The organism is Ruegeria sp. HKCCD9138, from assembly GCF_057220975.1.
In genome coordinates this window covers 17,208-33,494 of sequence record NZ_JBWVAZ010000013.1, presented here as the reverse complement: position 1 = coordinate 33,494, position 16,287 = coordinate 17,208, and the positions used below count along the sequence as shown (strand labels likewise).

At 55.6% G+C, this 16,287-nt stretch carries 15 protein-coding genes; 10 read left to right on the top strand and 5 right to left on the bottom strand.

The genetic code is table 11. The features are described from left to right. Positions 1-310: 310 nt before the first annotated feature. From AC2TEL_RS18765 to recO, 9 genes are all read left to right on the top strand, one after another. The gene (locus AC2TEL_RS18765; protein WP_480906098.1) at positions 311-2,002 is read left to right on the top strand and encodes a thiamine pyrophosphate-binding protein; all 1,692 of its coding nucleotides are present in this window, start codon (positions 311-313) and stop codon (positions 2,000-2,002) included. Between the two features lie 10 nt (positions 2,003-2,012). Continuing rightward, a complete protein-coding gene (locus AC2TEL_RS18760; protein WP_480906095.1) occupies positions 2,013-2,483 on the top strand; it encodes a putative molybdenum carrier protein in 471 nt (156 codons plus the stop codon). A 547-nt stretch (positions 2,484-3,030) separates the two neighbouring features. After that, on the top strand, positions 3,031-4,035 hold the full coding sequence (locus tag AC2TEL_RS18755; protein ID WP_480906092.1) for a radical SAM protein: 1,005 nt from the start codon (positions 3,031-3,033) through the stop codon (positions 4,033-4,035). A gap of 649 nt (positions 4,036-4,684) precedes the next feature. Beyond that, on the top strand, positions 4,685-6,628 hold the full coding sequence (locus AC2TEL_RS18750) for a hypothetical protein (protein WP_480906090.1): 1,944 nt from the start codon (positions 4,685-4,687) through the stop codon (positions 6,626-6,628). Positions 6,629-6,702: 74 nt separating this feature from the next. After that, on the top strand, positions 6,703-7,011 hold the full coding sequence (locus tag AC2TEL_RS18745; RefSeq protein ID WP_480844198.1) for a hypothetical protein: 309 nt from the start codon (positions 6,703-6,705) through the stop codon (positions 7,009-7,011). A gap of 5 nt (positions 7,012-7,016) precedes the next feature. Next, positions 7,017-8,099 carry a hypothetical protein gene (locus AC2TEL_RS18740; RefSeq protein ID WP_480906087.1) on the top strand — a complete coding sequence of 361 codons (1,083 nt, stop codon included), beginning with the start codon at positions 7,017-7,019 and terminating at the stop codon, positions 8,097-8,099. Then, a complete protein-coding gene (locus AC2TEL_RS18735; RefSeq protein WP_480844196.1) occupies positions 8,096-10,159 on the top strand; it encodes a glycosyltransferase in 2,064 nt (687 codons plus the stop codon). The genes AC2TEL_RS18740 and AC2TEL_RS18735 overlap by 4 nt, the downstream gene beginning before the upstream one ends. A 68-nt stretch (positions 10,160-10,227) precedes the next feature. Continuing rightward, a complete protein-coding gene (locus AC2TEL_RS18730) occupies positions 10,228-10,590 on the top strand; it encodes a hypothetical protein (RefSeq protein ID WP_480844195.1) in 363 nt (120 codons plus the stop codon). A gap of 186 nt (positions 10,591-10,776) precedes the next feature. Then, entirely contained in the window at positions 10,777-11,502 is a 726-nt protein-coding gene (gene recO, locus AC2TEL_RS18725) for a DNA repair protein RecO (protein ID WP_480844194.1), read from the top strand. Here the strand turns inward: recO and AC2TEL_RS18720 are convergent. The 3 genes from AC2TEL_RS18720 to AC2TEL_RS18710 form a co-directional block, all read right to left on the bottom strand. Then, a complete protein-coding gene (locus AC2TEL_RS18720) occupies positions 11,486-11,878 on the bottom strand; it encodes an META domain-containing protein (RefSeq protein WP_480844193.1) in 393 nt (130 codons plus the stop codon). The two genes, recO and AC2TEL_RS18720, sit on opposite strands and share 17 nt — an antisense overlap. A 41-nt stretch (positions 11,879-11,919) precedes the next feature. Then, a complete protein-coding gene (locus AC2TEL_RS18715) occupies positions 11,920-12,474 on the bottom strand; it encodes a hypothetical protein (protein ID WP_480906085.1) in 555 nt (184 codons plus the stop codon). Between the two features lie 206 nt (positions 12,475-12,680). Further along, positions 12,681-14,372, bottom strand: coding sequence for an acyl-CoA dehydrogenase family protein (locus AC2TEL_RS18710; protein WP_480906082.1), 1,692 nt, complete (start codon positions 14,370-14,372; stop codon positions 12,681-12,683). A 143-nt stretch (positions 14,373-14,515) separates the two neighbouring features. On the opposite strand from AC2TEL_RS18710, the gene AC2TEL_RS18705 reads away from it, so the two are divergent. Continuing rightward, a complete protein-coding gene (locus AC2TEL_RS18705; RefSeq protein WP_480862778.1) occupies positions 14,516-15,280 on the top strand; it encodes a sulfite exporter TauE/SafE family protein in 765 nt (254 codons plus the stop codon). Positions 15,281-15,284: 4 nt separating this feature from the next. Here AC2TEL_RS18705 and AC2TEL_RS18700 read toward each other — a convergent pair whose 3' ends face one another. Together AC2TEL_RS18700 and AC2TEL_RS18695 are read right to left on the bottom strand one after the other, a co-directional pair. After that, positions 15,285-15,827, bottom strand: a complete 543-nt coding sequence (locus AC2TEL_RS18700) for a hypothetical protein (protein ID WP_480844189.1) — start codon at positions 15,825-15,827, stop codon at positions 15,285-15,287. Positions 15,828-15,860: 33 nt separating this feature from the next. Then, entirely contained in the window at positions 15,861-16,151 is a 291-nt protein-coding gene (locus tag AC2TEL_RS18695) for a hypothetical protein (RefSeq protein WP_480844188.1), read from the bottom strand. Positions 16,152-16,287: the final 136 nt, after the last annotated feature.

The following is a 16,287-nucleotide window of genomic DNA, read 5'->3' as shown; positions in this document are numbered from 1 at the left end:
ATGAGTTCAAGCTGTTCATTTCCGTATAATGGTCACGGCTTTGCCGTCAGGTCAAAAAATGGAACAGGCACTTGTTCGATGACCGACCAAGTGTGCAATTGGCGGCACTGGTCGCCAATCCATTTGGCACCCTAATATTCCACTTTCAAACCAGCCTTCCGCAAGTTTGATGAACAGGCTGACAGGCTCTGCGAGCAGTTCCCCAAATTGTTTGATAGTTCGCTAAACCTGGCCGGATTTTGCGAATCCGACCTTCGCCAATAAGATGCCCAGAATGTTATTCTTTGATGGTTTGTAGTGGGGAAAAGGCATGTCGTCAGATAACTGGACCGTGGGATCCTATTTGGCAAAGCGATTGCAGGAAGCGGGGATTGCAGAATATTTTGTGGTTCCGGGCGACTATAATCTGGTGTTGTTGGACGAATTGCTCGGCAATCCGGAAATGCGAATGATCAGTTGTTGTAACGAGCTTAATGCCGGTTACGCTGCTGACGGGTATGCACGGGCTACCGGAGGGCCATCTGCGGCCGTCGTAACGTTTTCCGTCGGGGGTTTGAGCCTGCTGAATGCAGTTGCGGGTGCCTATGCCGAAGACCTTCCACTGATAGCAATTTCCGGCGGGCCAAACACCAATTCGGAGGCTGAATGGGAGTATCTGCACCACACGCTGGGCGAAGTTGACTATGGGTATCAGCGCGAAATGTTCGCGCGCGTAACCGCCGAAGCGGTCATGATTCATCATCCGTCCCTGGCGCCTGTGGCAATTGACAGGGCGATAGATACCGCGATGTTACGCCGCAAACCGGTCTATATCGAAATCGCCTCGAATATTGCCGGCGCCCCCACATCGGCGCCAATACCGCGCAGCTTTGCCCGGCAGCCGAACAGCGACCCAAATACTTTGGCTGCAGCGGTAGAGCAGGTTGCAGCTTTTTTGAATACAGCAGAACGCCCGGTATTGGTGGCAGGCAGCAAAACGCGTGCTGGTGGGGCGGAACGTGCATTGCGTGACATGGCAAAAGCCAGCGCGTACGCGCAGGCCGCCATGCCCAACGCCAAAAGCTTTCTGTCTGAAGCGGACAGGAACTTTATGGGAATCTACTGGGGGCCGGTCAGTACGCCGGGCTGCGGAGAAATCGTGGACGCGGCCGACGGTTTGCTGTTTGTCGGCCCTGTTTTTACCGACTACACTACCACTGGTCATCAGCTGGGTTTCGATCCCGACAAATCGGTCCTGGTGCATCCGACATCGGTTCAGCTGGGGGCTACCCATTTCAGCAATGTACGCATGGATGAGTTTCTGGACACGCTTTCCGACAAACTTACGCCCAACAACGGGGCAATCGCGGCTTTTGAACGGGTCAGAGTTAAAAAGAGCCTGCCTGACCCCGGTCCCGAGGAAACTCCGGTAACAGTTCGGCAGCTTTTTAGTCGTATCCAGAGGATGCTGGACCAGAACAGCACGCTGCTGGTGGAAACAGGCGATTCTTGGTTCAACGGCATGGAAATCGACTTGCCCGAAGGCACGCGGTTCGAGATCCAGATGCAGTATGGCTCTATCGGCTGGTCAGTCGGTGCTTCGCTGGGTTACGCGCTGGGTAGTGGCGGGCGGCGGTTGATCTCCTGTATCGGTGACGGGTCGTTTCAGTTAACCGCTCAGGAAATCTCGACCATGATCCGGTATGACGCAAAGCCGATCATCTTTCTGATCAACAATGGCGGCTACACGATCGAAGTGGAAATCCACGACGGCCCGTACAACACAATCAAGAACTGGGATTACGCTGGCCTGATTGACGTGTTCAGCGCTGGAGAAGGCAAGGCGTGGGGGTGCAAAGTCGCAACAGAAGGAGAGTTGGATGCGGCAATTGAAAGCGCACAAAAGCATGATGGCCTGTGTTTGATTGAGGTGCTGATCGACCGAGATGATTGCAACGTAAACCTTCTGAGGTGGGGCAATCAGGTGGCGCGCAACAACGGACGCGCAAACCGGTGTCGCTAGGAATTGCCTGGTGAAAATACTAACTGGCGGGCAAACCGGAGTCGACTTGGCGGCATTTGAGTTTGCGCTGACGAACGGAATTTCTTACGGCGGATGGGTTCCGAAAGGCCGGACAAATGAAGCTGGCTGCATCCCTGATCGATTTCACGGGCTGCGCGAAACGCGATCTCGGGACGTTAGCGAAAGAACAAAACTGAATGTCCGGGATAGCGACGCATTGCTCGTTTTTTTGGCCGGATCACCCAGCCCCGGCACAAATCTCACAATCGATTACGCCCAAGAGATTGGAAAACCACATTTGATCGTAGACGTGAGAGAGGGTGAAGAGTTCTGTGCCCGCCAGGTCCGATCTTGGATGGCTTCGCATGTTTCTGAAGTAATCAATGTCGCTGGTCCGCGAGAGTCAGAAGCGCCATTTATTGGCGCAAAGGTTTTTGACATTTTGAGTAGGGCTTTTGCCCCGAACGGACGGTCGACGTAGCTGGCTGAAGCGGGGCTTAAGCTCAGCCGAAGCGCTAACAACGGCTTTTGTCAGGCGTGATGATCCTGACAACAGGTATCTGACTGCTTCCAATAAAGAACTTGAAACAATACCGCACGAAGAAACCATGCAGTGCTTAGGGTAAACGCCCGCCAGCACCGGAAACCATCATCCCGATAGATTAGAGGACGATGTTGCACCATCAATCAATTTGGACCAGTCGGATGAGGCTGCTCAGCAGGTTGTAGGAGCCGATGTGCGGATATTGCGATCTTTAGGTTAAAGTGAAGAAAGTTCGGCCAGCCTGCCCGTGAACAATTCCTGTTCGACGAACAGCGCCTACGGGTGAACGTTGTTCCGTTCGCCGTTTTGGCCTAAAGTGCTTGGGTTGCAGCTCTCAACTGACGTCTGTGAGCTGTCCTCAGAGTGGTCCCGGCCCCGAAAACTGAAGTGCCCGTAGTATCTTTGCCATTTGTGGTGATCAGGAATCCCGGACTGCAGTTTCGAGCGTTCAACAGCGGAGGGTGGATCAGGCAGGTAGCTAATAATGCGGTCGACAGACAACACTGAAATAGCAAATGACCATAAAGTGGCGGCGCAACCGCGGCCTCTTGAATGGATCGAACATGCGGATGAGATTCACAAGAAAGTTGTTTTAGTAGACTGGATGCTTGGCAACCGTTGCAATTACTCATGCAGCTACTGTCCACCAGCACTTCATGACGGAACCAAAGGCTGGCAAAGCCTTGAAGACGTTGTCGGTATGATTGAAGCCCTGCAAGAACACTATCAGATCGGCTTGGGGCGACGTGTCTGGCTGCAGTTGACCGGGGGAGAGCCAACTCTTCACCCGAAAATCAAGGACATCCTGGGTGCAGCCCACTCCCACGAGATGAAGGTTAGCCTGATATCAAACGGGTCCCGAACCGAACGTTTCTGGCAGGCCATTCGGGATAAACTGGACTCTCTTATTCTGACTTTTCACCTCGAAGAAGCTGAATTTGCGCATGTCCACCGGGTCATCGAGATCTTGTCCGAAGTCATTCACGTTCAAGTCAACCTCACAATGCTGCCGGAACGGTTCGACGAGAGTTATGATGTTGCCCGCAAACTTGGCACTGATTTTCCCCATATCGGGATCGTTATGAAACCATTGCGGGTCGGTTTTGGACACGCTCTCTATCCTTACAGTGAAACTCAAATCGCCAAGATGCAGGAACGGATGTCCAGGCCACCTGCGGCGAACGGCCGGCTTCGGCACCCACGCGGCATCATGGCCCGTCATGGAGCTGACGGCACCCGAGAGGAACTTCGGGCCAATGCCTTCATTCTCAGGGCCGAGAATCGTTGGAAGGGCTGGACCTGCGAGGCGGGACTGGAATCCTTGCGGATAACCGGCGAGGGTTACGTACACCGCGCCGTGTGTGGTGTGGGCGGCCGTATAGGCGAAATCGGACGGGAGATTACATTACCCGAAGACCCGATAATCTGCACACGCGACACATGCTCCTGCGTGGCTGACATCCTTATTTCGCGCGCAAAGTGGGATTAGGGGTGACCAAGTAAGGCTTCCAGGGTGAATCGGTTTGCGGCATTGCTTTTCATACCAAGGTGCCAGAACGGCGAACAATTGCGCAAAGCCTGAAAGATTGTCTCGAACCAAAACGCATCGAGGGACAGTCAAACCACGCTCAAGACGTTGCGGCTGCAAAAACAAGAGGGGTTGCCAACGGCGGCTGTCAATCTGCCTGGATTCTACGGTATTTCGCCTATTCGGGCTGGGTCGCCCATGCTTCAGTCTACAATCCCTTCAACCGTAGGGAGCAGCCACTGCGCCGCGCTAAATTCTAAGGTTAACAGTGTCTGGTTCGTCGAGGCAGATTGAGTCTTCATAGACGTCGAAAAACAGTGATCTCGTTCCAGAAAAGAAACTACTGCATTCACCCGGCAGCGTTGGCTTACTTGTTTTCAGGCAGTCAATTTTTTATAATCAGTGGTCTATACTTAATAGATTTTTTGATGCCCAGGAGTGTACTCGGTTTGCCCGCACTGCAACGGCTTGAAACGTTTTTCTGCGGTCTGTTCAGGGGGAATTAATGACCAAGGCTAGCGACGAAAGAACGCTACCTGAAGTTGCCAAAAAAGGCGCCGATGAGGCGTCTGACGTCTACGATTTCATACGGTCGCCTGACTGGCAGGAGATGCTTGAAAACGCTCGTATACAGCGTGAGAAAAATCTTGCGGCTCGCAGCCGGGAAAACAATGAAACCCGGAAACCCAAGCAAGGCCGTCAAAAGGCAGATCACTCAACCACAAGAGAGAGATCCCCGGCGCCTAAGACCTGGCAAGACCGGGTCGAAGAAGCGCGTCAGCAAAGACAATCCGTGCTTGCGCGCCGCAAAGGTGAGTCGGGAGATTTGCCAAAAGGTGATTCTAATAGAAGCGGGGGTGACAACCGCAGCACCCAAGGGTCTGGAAAAAACGGCGAGGCGTTTGATGTCCGGACACAGGAAAAACGGTCGGCCGGCATAGGCGAGAAGATTCATGGAAACCTTAGGGTAGAACCAACAATAGCACCGCCCTCAACCGGGCAGGAAAACAAGAGTATCGGTCGGCAATCGCCGTCCCGAGATAATCTTGCCGAAGACAAAGAAAAATCAAATGTCAAAGAGGATAAGAAATACTCTGAGATAACTGCCGGACCATCCACTGAAGAGGCCGCCAATAGCCTTCGTAAAAGGCTTCTTCGAAGTCCAGCAAAGCAGCAGACTCGCAGAATAAGGCTGGACTCAGTTGCTGTCGGATGCGTGATCGGTGTGCTTGCTGCGTCTTCGGTTTACTTTGCTTTATACGAATGGGATTTGTTCGGGCCACGTCAAAATGTCGGTCGCGAATCCGTTGGTACCGAGTTGACCGGAACCGCCTCGTTACCCAGTGAAGAATTCGTGCAAACGAGCGCACCAATTCAGGACGTGCCGATTGCCGCGGAAGAACCAACCGAACTCACGCTCAATCCGCTCGGCGTGCTGCCAGAGCTGGCGTTGCCCGTCGCCAGTTTGGTGGAACCAAAGAATTTGGACAGCTTCGTTTCTCTGACACCGCCGGGAGCCGGGGCGGCGAAGGTTGTTGATGTCATTGGGCCCAGAATACGGCAAAACGCGCCCGAACTTCGATCAAGTGCGCCGGCAATAGATCAATCCCCATTGCCAAGAGAAGTGTTGGTCGTTCAACCGCTACAGGCGGCAAACCCGAGCTTTGTTCTTCACTTAATCTCACCAGAGACTTTCGGCTCGGCGATTGCGCTGTCCGATGAAGGCGTGACAAGAACTGACACTATCGGGTTGCTGGCGGACGCGAGCGCGGCTCTGCCGCGCCCACCCAACGCTTTGGTTGCGCCAGTGTCACTGGTGACCCCGACCACCCAGACGGCCGAAGTAGAATTCGGCCCGCTGCCACAGCCGCGCGGATTAGATTTCATCGCGGCAAGTTCGGAAAATCCCGGCGTATCGTCGCTGTCTGTCATTGGCCTTGCCGGTCAACAGGAAGTTCCCTTTTCCATCGATCCAATTGTCACGGGAATTAGGACGGTCTCATCGGATCCTTCGGTGCAGCCGGAGGACATTTCGCTCGATTCAGAGCGCGTGCAGCCCCGTGAAATGCGACTGCAGCCAATACCAGTTGAGCCAACTGGCAACGCAGCGCCAATTGAAGAAGTTACCGAGCCTCCGGCAACGGCCGTTCTGGGTGAAGGCGCGGAATTCCGGCTATTTGCACCAAATAGTCTTCCAGATGGCGCTGTTGGTGCTGTTGTCGCAAGCCTAAGCGCAACCGGTCACGAATTGAGTGGATCGGCACGTGTCGGGTTCGGGATTACGCAATCCAACGTTCGGTTTTACCATCGTCAGGATGCCAAGAGGGCAGCGGCCCTCGCGAAAGATGCGAACGCTTTGCTGCGGGATTTCACAGGGTCAGCGTCCAAGACGCCGGTTGGGGTAATAGAGTTGTGGTTGGCCGGAGAAGGCTCCGGCGGCGGTTCGGTTACGCCAACGCCCAGAAGAACCAGCCGCAGCGCTCCTGCCAGCAACCCTGTTGATCAACTAAGAAGCCAGGTTCTGCAAAAGCTGAAGACAGCGACGAACCAGTGACATTCCACACGACATTAACTGCGAAGGGCCGGAACAACGTGAAAAGTTAGAAATCAAACACCGGGTGTGCACCAATGACTGACAGCAAACTTATGGGTATTGTTACTGCCCTCCTTTTCTTAACGACCTCTCATAGTGCGGGCGCTGAGGTCACGCTCGAACACCTGCTGAACATCGATCAGTTCCTATCCAACAACGACACCCAATCGCTGTATTCCTATCTCGAGAGAAACCCGGATTTACTTGTGGGCGAAGACGAGCTGTCGCTGGAATTGCGCAGCTTTTACGAGGCAGCCTCGGTTGGCAATCTGGATTTCGGCTTTGCTACCGGAACGCCGACCAGCCCGGATGACACTGCGGCCGCAAACACGTTGCAGCACTGAATTCCATGTCCGTCGTGCCCGTCATCAGTTGCTCGGATCGACCGAAAGTTGCCTACATAATCGAGCCGCGCTTCTCTGGTGGAACATCTGCAGCGGTCGCCGCAGAGTTACGGGAGGCAGCGGAGCTCGGGCACGTGGTCGTGCATGCGGTAACGTCCAGAACATTCGGTGAAAGCCAATACGTTGCGCCAGTGTTGCGGAAGGTGCTTGACGAATTGCACATTCCGCTGATCTGGGATGCCCCTCGGATAAGTGCTGATTTTGTCATCCTGCACAACCCGTCCTTTCTGAAATTTCAGCAGCAATTGGAGGCGAGGATATTTGCTCGGGACCTCATTGTCGTGACGCACGAGAACTTCCTGCGTCCAGGTGGGGAAGAGGGGTTTGACGTTGCAATATGCCTCGATCAAATTGACATCGCGTCGCTTGCGCTGAGGAAGTCTCTCGCCCCGATTTCACCTTACAACCGAAAGACCGTGGCCAATTGGTTGGCCGATTCACGTGTGGCTCAACACTGGAATGTGCTCGAAACCGACTGGTTCAATATTTGCGCGACCGAAGTCCGCGAACCGTGCAAAAAACCCGAGGATCGCCGTGGAAGGCATTCACGGCCGGGGTTTGAAAAGCTTCCCAATATTGCCGACCTTGAATTGTGTTTTCCGGAGCATTCGCAATCCAATGTTATTCTCGGTGCGGACGCGTTGTTGGGTGCGGGCATTCTTCGCACGCATTGGACCCTGTTTCCCTTCGACGCCATTAGTGTGGACGAGTTTTTTGAGATGATAGATTTCTTCGTTTATTTCACAGCGCCGACCTGGCAGGAGAGTTTTGGGCGCGTCATTGCAGAGGCTCTGGCAGCCGGCAAGGTCGTCCTCACGGACACCAATACCGGCAAGACCTTTGGCGAAGCCGTCATCACCTGCCGACCCAGCGAAGTTGACGGGATCATCGCTGACCTTGTCGCCAAACCGCAGGAATACCATCAGCAGGTATCCAAGTCGCGCGCGATTCTTGAGCGCTATTCCGCTCAGAATTTCAGGGCGATGCTTTCAGGTATTCTGACCGCTGAAAGCGGGGTGCTGAAATGATCTATGTTGAGGCTGGCACGCGTTCGATACGGTCGTTTGATGCGCAATTGATATTTGCCGAGCAACTTGCCGCTCGGGGTTTCGATGTGTGCATCGGTGCCGAGTATTTGCCGAAGGATGCCGGGCGCGGCAGAGTTTATGAGGCGGCCAACTTCCTCGTCGACCCTGACGAGCAAGTGGCAGAAATCGTCTTTGTTCTGGGCGCCGAGGAAATTGACGATCTTCTGCTTGCGTCTTTGCGGCAAAAGCAACTCGGCGCGGACGTACCGGTGATCGCAACGGGTCGTTTCGTGACACAGCAAAGTTTCATCGCTGCAAAGGCACGCCTTGCCTATGCGATTGGACGCGAAGCCCGTGTCATCGACCTTGCAGACTTTCAGCCGCGACCGATGTTGCCCTCGGCCGTAAGCCCCTTGGTCGCAGAAGTTCGACCGGTTGGACGGCCGGCACAGGGGAAGCCGACGGTCACCGTCGTCCTAGGCGAAATGGAACTGGACAATGCCGAAACGCTTCCCTGCTTGTCCCGGATGAGTAATCAGGGTGGGTACAAGCTGAAGCTAGTCGTGAGCGGGGCGCAGAACGAGGCAATCAAGGCGTCGTCCTTTCACGATTTGCCCACGATCCTGTTCACGGATCTTTCACCGCTTACCTTGGCAAATTCGACAGATATTCTTGCCATGTTCGGGCACGGTATCGCCGGTGTTCGCATGGCGGCGCTGGCGGTCCAGTTGATTGCCGCCGGTGGTATTGCAATAGATTGCACCGAGGACGAAGTTCTTGTGTCGACGGGTGCACCGGCATTGCTTGGACCAAAAACTCTGTTTGCATTGGATGGGTATCTCACTGGAAAAATACTTGGAAGCATTCCACAGATCGCGGAACAGGTATCAAGATCTCAGTGGTTGAATTCGGTGGACATTTCCCGTCTGGAAACCGCAGCAGGTCTCAAGCCAGAAATTCACCGGCCCGAGCGGACGACACAAAGAACCCTGTTCTTACCCACGAACGGGGTAGGGTTAGGGCACGCGCAGCGTTGCGCAATCATTGCCAAAGCATTGCCGGACAACATGCCCGCAGTATTTGCCGCGTTTCCCAGTTGTGTGCCGTTGATCAGACGGGAAGGCATAGATTGCATTCCGCTGGTCGCGCGAACTGATTTGAACGATCATTCCAACGCCAATGACATCTTGACCTATCGCCGTCTGGGCGCCGCATTGCAGAAGAGCGACATGCTGGTGTTTGACGGCGGCTATGTATTCGATTCTGTCTACAGGATAATTCTTGAGAAAAAACTGTCGGCGGTTTGGATACGGCGGGGCTTGTGGCCCAAGGGTCGATCAAGGCTCGGCATGCTTCAGCGTGAAAGCGCATTCGATCGTGTTATCGTGCCGTCAGAGGCCTTTGACGAACTCAATGATGCATACAGCTATGGTGATCACGTGCATCGTGTCGGCCCTATTTTTCGCGATTTGGGTCAATCTGAAAAAGACCGCGAGCACCTCAGAGCCGGGCTGGCCAAGCGAATGGGGCATGATTTCAAGCAGCTGGTCGTCAGCATGCTGGGTGGGGGCGTAGCCTCAAAAAGATCCGCTCAATTGCAGGCAATTTCAGGGATCATAGAAGCCCGACCCGACTGCTTGCACCTGATCGTCACCTGGCCCGGAAGCAAGGTGCAGCCGTCAACGTTCAATTGGAAGAACACCAGAGTTGTTCAGACTTTAGAGGCCACAAAGCTCTGCGCGGCCGCAGACTTGGTCATATCGGCGGCGGGGTACAATTCGGTCAATGAGATTCTGTATCACAGTTTTCCGGCCATTCTGATCCCACAGTCGGCACCCTATCTGGACGATCAGGAACGACGCGCCAAGGCTTTGGCCGATCGCGAGCTTTCCGCTATGATCACCGAAAGAGAATTCATGAAGTTGGAGCGGGCAATGTCTGATTGTCTGGATTCCGGCGGTGTGGAAATCTATCGATCTGCATTGCAAAAAATAGAACTACCCGAAGCGGGGGCGTCGAAAGCCGCCAAAATTTTAGCTGAAATCAGTTGTTGTAGATGACAGAAAACCATTGGTTCAAAATTCTTAGTCGAACGTCACCGGAACGGCCGGTTTCCCTGGACGACTTGATGACCGATCACCGGAAATCCCGGCCGCACGGGAAAGTGGTGTTTCCCCAAATGAAACTGGTGCCGTCAACCGCCCTCTGGGAATGCGAAACGGTCAAGCGCACGCATATCGGTGTAAGGATACACGAACCTCCGAAATCTGTTTGCAAGATCGCACGACTACTTGCCGCTGCCGCAATTGAACGAAATGTGGTTCCAATCATTCTAAGCCGTGTTGATTTCTGCGGATTTGAGCAGTTCGGTTTCCGCATTGAACGCATCCCCGATGAGCAATCCGCAGCGCAGGTCGCAGAGGAGGAAATCCGGAAGTTCTGGGACCTTGCGATCATCATCGACGGGCATGAAATCGACCTTTTGAACTAACAAATCCATGCCGCGCCATTAAGGTTCACGAACGCCGTCAGCGACCTGGTGTAGGCGATTGGCGCCCTAACTTCTCATATTCGAGGTTTCATGCAGGGTTTGAACGGTCCTCTCACTTGTGATCTTGCACGATCTGCTTCCTTGGGGTTTTCTGCCGGCGACCCCAACCGCTAACAGGACCCCGATTTGGACTGGCGCGATCATGGCATCCTTCTGACCTCTCGCCGTCATGGCGAGACAGCGGCGATTATCGAGGTCTTCACCGAAACACACGGTCGACATGCCGGCGTCGTGCGGGGTGGGACCAGTCGCAAGATCGCGCCGGTCCTGCAACCCGGGGCGCAGTTGGACGTGCTTTGGCGCGCCCGGCTTGAGGAACATATCGGGACTTTTCAGGTGGAACCCCTGCGATCCCGCGCGGCAGCGGCGTTTTCGGGGCGGTTGGCACTGGCGGGGTTGAATGCCGTCGTGGCACTGCTGTCGTTTTGTCTGCCAGAGCGAGAGCCGCACCCCGCGATCTACAAACAGACCGAACAACTGATGGACCTTCTGGGTCAGGATGAAATCTGGCCGCTGGCCTACCTGCATTGGGAATTGGCCCTGCTGGAAGAGCTGGGCTTTGGCCTCGACCTGACTACATGTGCGGTGACCGGTGCGACCGAGGGTTTGGTCTATGTTTCCCCCAAGACCGGCCGTGCGGTCAGCGCGGACGGCGCAGGGGAATGGGCCGAGAAACTACTGCCTCTGCCGCCGTGTCTGCGTGGAAAAGGCGCTTCGCCGGATACGGAAATCGCCGAAGGTTTACAAACCACAGGCTACTTTCTTGAGCACCGTGTGGCGCCGGCTTTGGGCCACAACCCGCTACCCGAGGCACGTGGCCGGTTTGTGGAGCAATTCACTCGGCGGCTTTGAATACCATTTCATGCCCGTCCTCGTTGCGCAGGATCAGCACGTCACCGGACACTTCGGATTGAGTCATCGTCAGCAACGCCGCGAAATAAACACCCTCGGCTTCGAGGCCGGCACAGGCTGCACGGGTCGCCGAAAGATCCAAAATCTCGAACCACGGATAGGGCGCGTTCAGAGTGCCGTTGTAGCTGTTGCAAGGGGCGTTACCCTCGATACGGCCTTCTTCGGGAAATCGCAGAAGGGCGCTGGCCTGATAGGGTTGTCCGTCGATTTCCCGCAGGACCCAGGTCTGATCCGCCGCGCCGTAGGCCGCGACAGTCTCGTCTTTGTCACACTGGAAAAATGCCAGCAGGGGCAAGGTCAGGATCAGCCGAGTCATGACAAGGTCTTAGCCCATCGCGTATGTGGAAGGAACCGGTGTCAAAACGATAGCGTTCCGTTCAGTAGTTCCTCGCGCACTTCCAGCCGCGGCCGCCAATTGTACCTCGTGTCCTCGCGCGTTGCCGCCCAATGCAGCGCGCCGCTGTTTCGCCAGGGGTCGAGGATGATACCATCGTACATCGAGTCCCCCTTGGCACTGATGAGGGCCGAGTGGTGGATGATGCGAAACTGTGTTGGCGGAGAGGTGGCCCAATGCAGGTCCAACGTGCGGAAATTCTCTTGCCGCAGGCGTTTTGTCATCGCTTCCGCCCAGTCGTTGCACAGACCACGCTCGCGAAACCCGTTGGCGACTTTGGCATTGTGGATGATGGCAGGATCGGTGACTTCCCATTCTCGTGCCAAGCGTTGCGAGTAGGCATAGGAGATATTTGCGGCTTGCCGCGCCTCGGCGGGATCGACCCCGGGATCCAGGTTTTGGATGGCCTGTGCCAGCGCATCGATGTCACTCTGGCTGGCGGTGGGGTAGGTTGTTGCGCAGCCGCCTAAGGCTAGGGCTGCAAGCATCGCCCAAAGTGCTAGAAATCGTCTGGTCATCTTAGCTGCCAACTGCTCGGATACTGATTTGTTCCCGGCGTGCTCTACCCCTGTTCTGCCTCGGATCAAAGGGGAAGTTTCCGCGTCAGCGGATCACGACCGACCCTTGTGTACGTGCAGCCAAGTTCTCGTGCATTTCCGCCAACGCAAGAAAAAGACCCGGCGCAAGGGCCGGGTCAGTTGGGGAAACGGAGTTGCCGAAACGGTCACCCAAGCAGACGTCGTGCGATAACCTGTGCCTGGATTTCGGCAGCCCCTTCGAAAATGTTCAGAATGCGCGCGTCGCACAGGACACGGCTGATCTTGTATTCCAGTGCAAAACCGTTGCCGCCATGGATTTGAAGGCCATTATCCGCAGCAGCCCAGGCCACACGGGCCCCCAGCAGCTTGGCCATCCCTGCCTCAAGGTCGCAGCGCTGGCCGTGATCTTTTTCCCAGGCCGAGAAATAGGTCAACTGGCGCGCAATCATGATCTCAACCGCCATCATCGCCAGCTTGCCGGATACGCGCGGAAATTTGATCAGCGACTTGCCGAATTGCTTGCGGTCCTGTGCGTATTGCATGGCGATATCCAGCGCGCTTTGCGCCACCCCGATCGCGCGGGCCGCAGTCTGGATGCGGGCGGATTCGAAGGTCTCCATCAGTTGTTTAAAACCTTTGCCTTCTTCGCCGCCGAGAAGGTTTTCGCCTTTGACGTGGAAGCCATCAAAGCCCAGTTCATATTCCTTCATGCCGCGATAGCCCAGAACCTCGATCTCGCCGCCGGTCATGCCAGGGGTGGGGAAGGGGTCTTCATCTGTACCCGGTGTCTTTTCGGCTAGGAACATGGACAGGCCGCGGTGATCGGTAGTGTCGGGGTTCGTCCGTGCCAGCAGGGTCATCACATGGGTGCGGGCGGCATGGGTGATCCACGTCTTGTTGCCGGTGATCTTGTAGTCGCCGTTCTCGTCCTTGACCGCGCGGGTGCGCAGGCTGCCAAGGTCGGAGCCAGTGTTAGGTTCGGTAAACACCGCCGTGGGCAGGATTTCCGCACTCGCGATTTTGGGCAACCATTGTGCCTTTTGCGCGTCGGTGCCGCCCGCAATGATCAACTCGGCCGCGATCTCGGATCGGGTGCCCAGCGAGCCGACACCGATATAGCCACGCGACAGTTCCTCGGACACGACGCACATCGAGGCTTTGGACAGGCCGAAGCCGCCGAACTCTTCGGGAATCGTCAGTCCGAAGACGCCCATCTCGGCCAGTTCTTCGATGATCTCAATCGGGATCAGCTCATCCTTCAGGTGCCATTCATGCGCGTTTGGCTCGACCTTGTCCTGTGCATAGCGACGGAACTGGTCACGGATCATTTCAAGTTCTTCATCCAGCCCCGATGCGCCGAACATCGTGGCGCCTGCCTGATCCTGCATCAACTCGACCAGTCGGGTTCTTGCGGCCTGAGAGTTGGCCTGCGCCATGAGGGTCTGCACTTCGGCGCATTGGAAACCGGACAGAGCATCCCAGCCCAGACCCAGATCCTGCAGCCGGACAACCTCACCCTGATTCATCGGAATACCGCCGGCAACCTGATGCAGGTACTCTCCAAAGGCGATCTGATGCAGCAGCTGTTCCATCTCACCGAATTTACTGTCGGCATCCAATGCCTCAGCCCAGCGCTGCATCTGTTGCAGAGACTGGTTATACGTAGCCAGCCATGCCAGCCCGTGCGCAGCGGTCTGGTTCGCCTCGATCAGGGCACCCGAGATCCGGTCGCCGTCCGTCACCATTGCCCGCACCGACTCGCGTGCTTGTTCGAAAACAGAGTTGACCGCGGGCAAGGCTGCGCCTGTCAAAGTCAGGAGGTCAGATAAAACTGCTTGTGCGGTCATGTTGGTCACGTCCTGTCCGTCATGGGCCATGAATCACGTCCTTCTTTGGGTCGTCTGGTCATATCATGCTGCACGTGCAGCGCAACAAAAATACGAATAATGGTGCAAAAAAGTTCAAAAATTACTCAATCGTTTTTGCAGTGCAGAGAAATTTCAGGATGTTAAGAAGAGGGATGGCGCCGTTCGCAATGATGTCACCTCATGATCTGTATCTGGCTCTGGCTGTGGCGTTTCTGGCCGGGTGGGTCAAAGGCATGGTGGGATTTGCCATGCCAATGGTGCTGGTCTCGGGGCTCAGCATCATGTTGCCGCCGGATCTGGCTTTGGCCGGTCTTATTCTGCCTACATTGGTCACCAACGGAATACAGGCCCTGCGCGAAGGCGCTGCAGCCGCGCTGAAATCGATCCGTCAGTTCCGGGTTTTCCTGACTGTCGGGCTGGTCTTTCTGCTGGTCAGCGCTCAGATGGTCCGCTTGCTGTCGCCTCAGGTCTTCATGATGATGATCGGCATACCGGTGTCCTTCTTTGCATTGGTGCAGTTGCTGGGACTGAAGCTTGTATTGCAGCGCCCTTCCGCTCGGGTTGAGGCTGCCGCGGGCGCGATCGCCGGATTTGTTGGCGGAGTCTCCGGCGTCTGGGGGCCGCCGACTGTGGCTTATCTGACGGCGTTGAACACGGCCAAGAAAGATCAGATGCGCGTGCAGGGTGTCATTTATGGCCTGGGCGCGGTGGCTTTGGTCGCCGCACATATTGGTTCCGGTATCTTGCGATCCGAGACAGCCACGTTTTCGGCGCTGTTGATCCTGCCTGCCTTGGTGGGAATGTGGGGCGGTCTGTCTTTGCAGAACCGGATTGATCAGGCGCAGTTTCGAAAGCTGACACTGCTTGTATTGCTGATTGCCGGGCTGAACCTATTGCGGCGTGGGATAATGGGCTGACCAGTCAGGCGCGTCGATCGGCAAGACGAAAACTGAAATATAGCCCCAGCATCAAGAAGAACAGGCCGGAAATGTCACCGATCAGGTAGGCGAAGTATTCCACCGTGGCGCTGCCGAATGCCAGATTGGTCAATACGGCCACCAGAATGGACGTGATTACACCGATACCCATAACGCATGCCCAGCAAGGGCGACGGTCAGGTTTGGGAAACAGATCCCATCCCAGCCATTTGCAGGCATAGAAGACCGCAGGCACGGTCGTGACGGCAATTGCTATGGCCAGCAAGCGGCTGGGCAGGAACACATCCCAGCCTCCGACCATCGCGAACACAATGAAAACGCCCGGCAACAACGCAAAAATTGCGCGCCAGCCCAACAACCAGGCCGACAGAACCCGTACACCATGCGGCAGAAACAGCAGGCTGGCATGGCTGGGATATTCCGGGAAGAACATGTTCTGCAGTGGCATCAGGACCTCGAAGGTCAGAATCGACGCCGCCACATAGGCCAACGAAGCGAAGAACGTGTCCGAAATCCACCCGCGCACTGACGTCAGCCGTTTACTTGCCGTAAAGAAATGTCACCTGGGGGCATGGACGATGTACCGACCCCGGTTAGAACTGCCGCTTTGTGACAAATACCCCTTTTGAACCAACGATTTCAGGGCCCGGAAAAAAGTCGGGCGGGAAACGCTTTGAACCAGCGTGTGTTCGATCAGGCCGAATGTACGCACTTCCTGATTGGCTTTCGACAGTTCCTCGGCCGCGTAGTAGATGTCACGCTCGACCGGGGACAACTCCTCCAGCCCCAATGTGCGTTCCATGCTCTGCATCAGTTTGCGCAGTTCAGTGAGTTTCGAGATTTCGGTCATGATTTACCTGTTGCTTCCAGCGCCGAGCAAAGATGTTTTGAACAGGACACTGTTCTATTCAACCTCAGCCTGGCGCCCACCCCCAATTGGACTCTTTCACCATGTGATCGGGCAACTCACAACGCGGGTGTGAGTG

Bases quoted from the DNA above. Each gene is read 5' to 3' on its own strand.
- AC2TEL_RS18765 (WP_480906098.1), top strand. From the start codon at position 311: ATGTCGTCAGATAACTGGACCGTGGGATCCTATTTGGCAAAGCGATTG.
- AC2TEL_RS18755 (WP_480906092.1), top strand. From the start codon at position 3,031: ATGCGGTCGACAGACAACACTGAAATAGCAAATGACCATAAAGTGGCG.
- AC2TEL_RS18750 (WP_480906090.1), top strand. From the start codon at position 4,685: ATGCTTGAAAACGCTCGTATACAGCGTGAGAAAAATCTTGCGGCTCGC.
- AC2TEL_RS18745 (WP_480844198.1), top strand. From the start codon at position 6,703: ATGACTGACAGCAAACTTATGGGTATTGTTACTGCCCTCCTTTTCTTA.
- AC2TEL_RS18740 (WP_480906087.1), top strand. From the start codon at position 7,017: ATGTCCGTCGTGCCCGTCATCAGTTGCTCGGATCGACCGAAAGTTGCC.
- AC2TEL_RS18735 (WP_480844196.1), top strand. From the start codon at position 8,096: ATGATCTATGTTGAGGCTGGCACGCGTTCGATACGGTCGTTTGATGCG.
- AC2TEL_RS18730 (WP_480844195.1), top strand. From the start codon at position 10,228: ATGACCGATCACCGGAAATCCCGGCCGCACGGGAAAGTGGTGTTTCCC.
- AC2TEL_RS18720 (WP_480844193.1), bottom strand. From the start codon at position 11,878: ATGACTCGGCTGATCCTGACCTTGCCCCTGCTGGCATTTTTCCAGTGT.
- AC2TEL_RS18715 (WP_480906085.1), bottom strand. From the start codon at position 12,474: ATGACCAGACGATTTCTAGCACTTTGGGCGATGCTTGCAGCCCTAGCC.
- AC2TEL_RS18710 (WP_480906082.1), bottom strand. From the start codon at position 14,372: ATGGCCCATGACGGACAGGACGTGACCAACATGACCGCACAAGCAGTT.
- AC2TEL_RS18705 (WP_480862778.1), top strand. From the start codon at position 14,516: ATGGCGCCGTTCGCAATGATGTCACCTCATGATCTGTATCTGGCTCTG.
- AC2TEL_RS18695 (WP_480844188.1), bottom strand. From the start codon at position 16,151: ATGACCGAAATCTCGAAACTCACTGAACTGCGCAAACTGATGCAGAGC.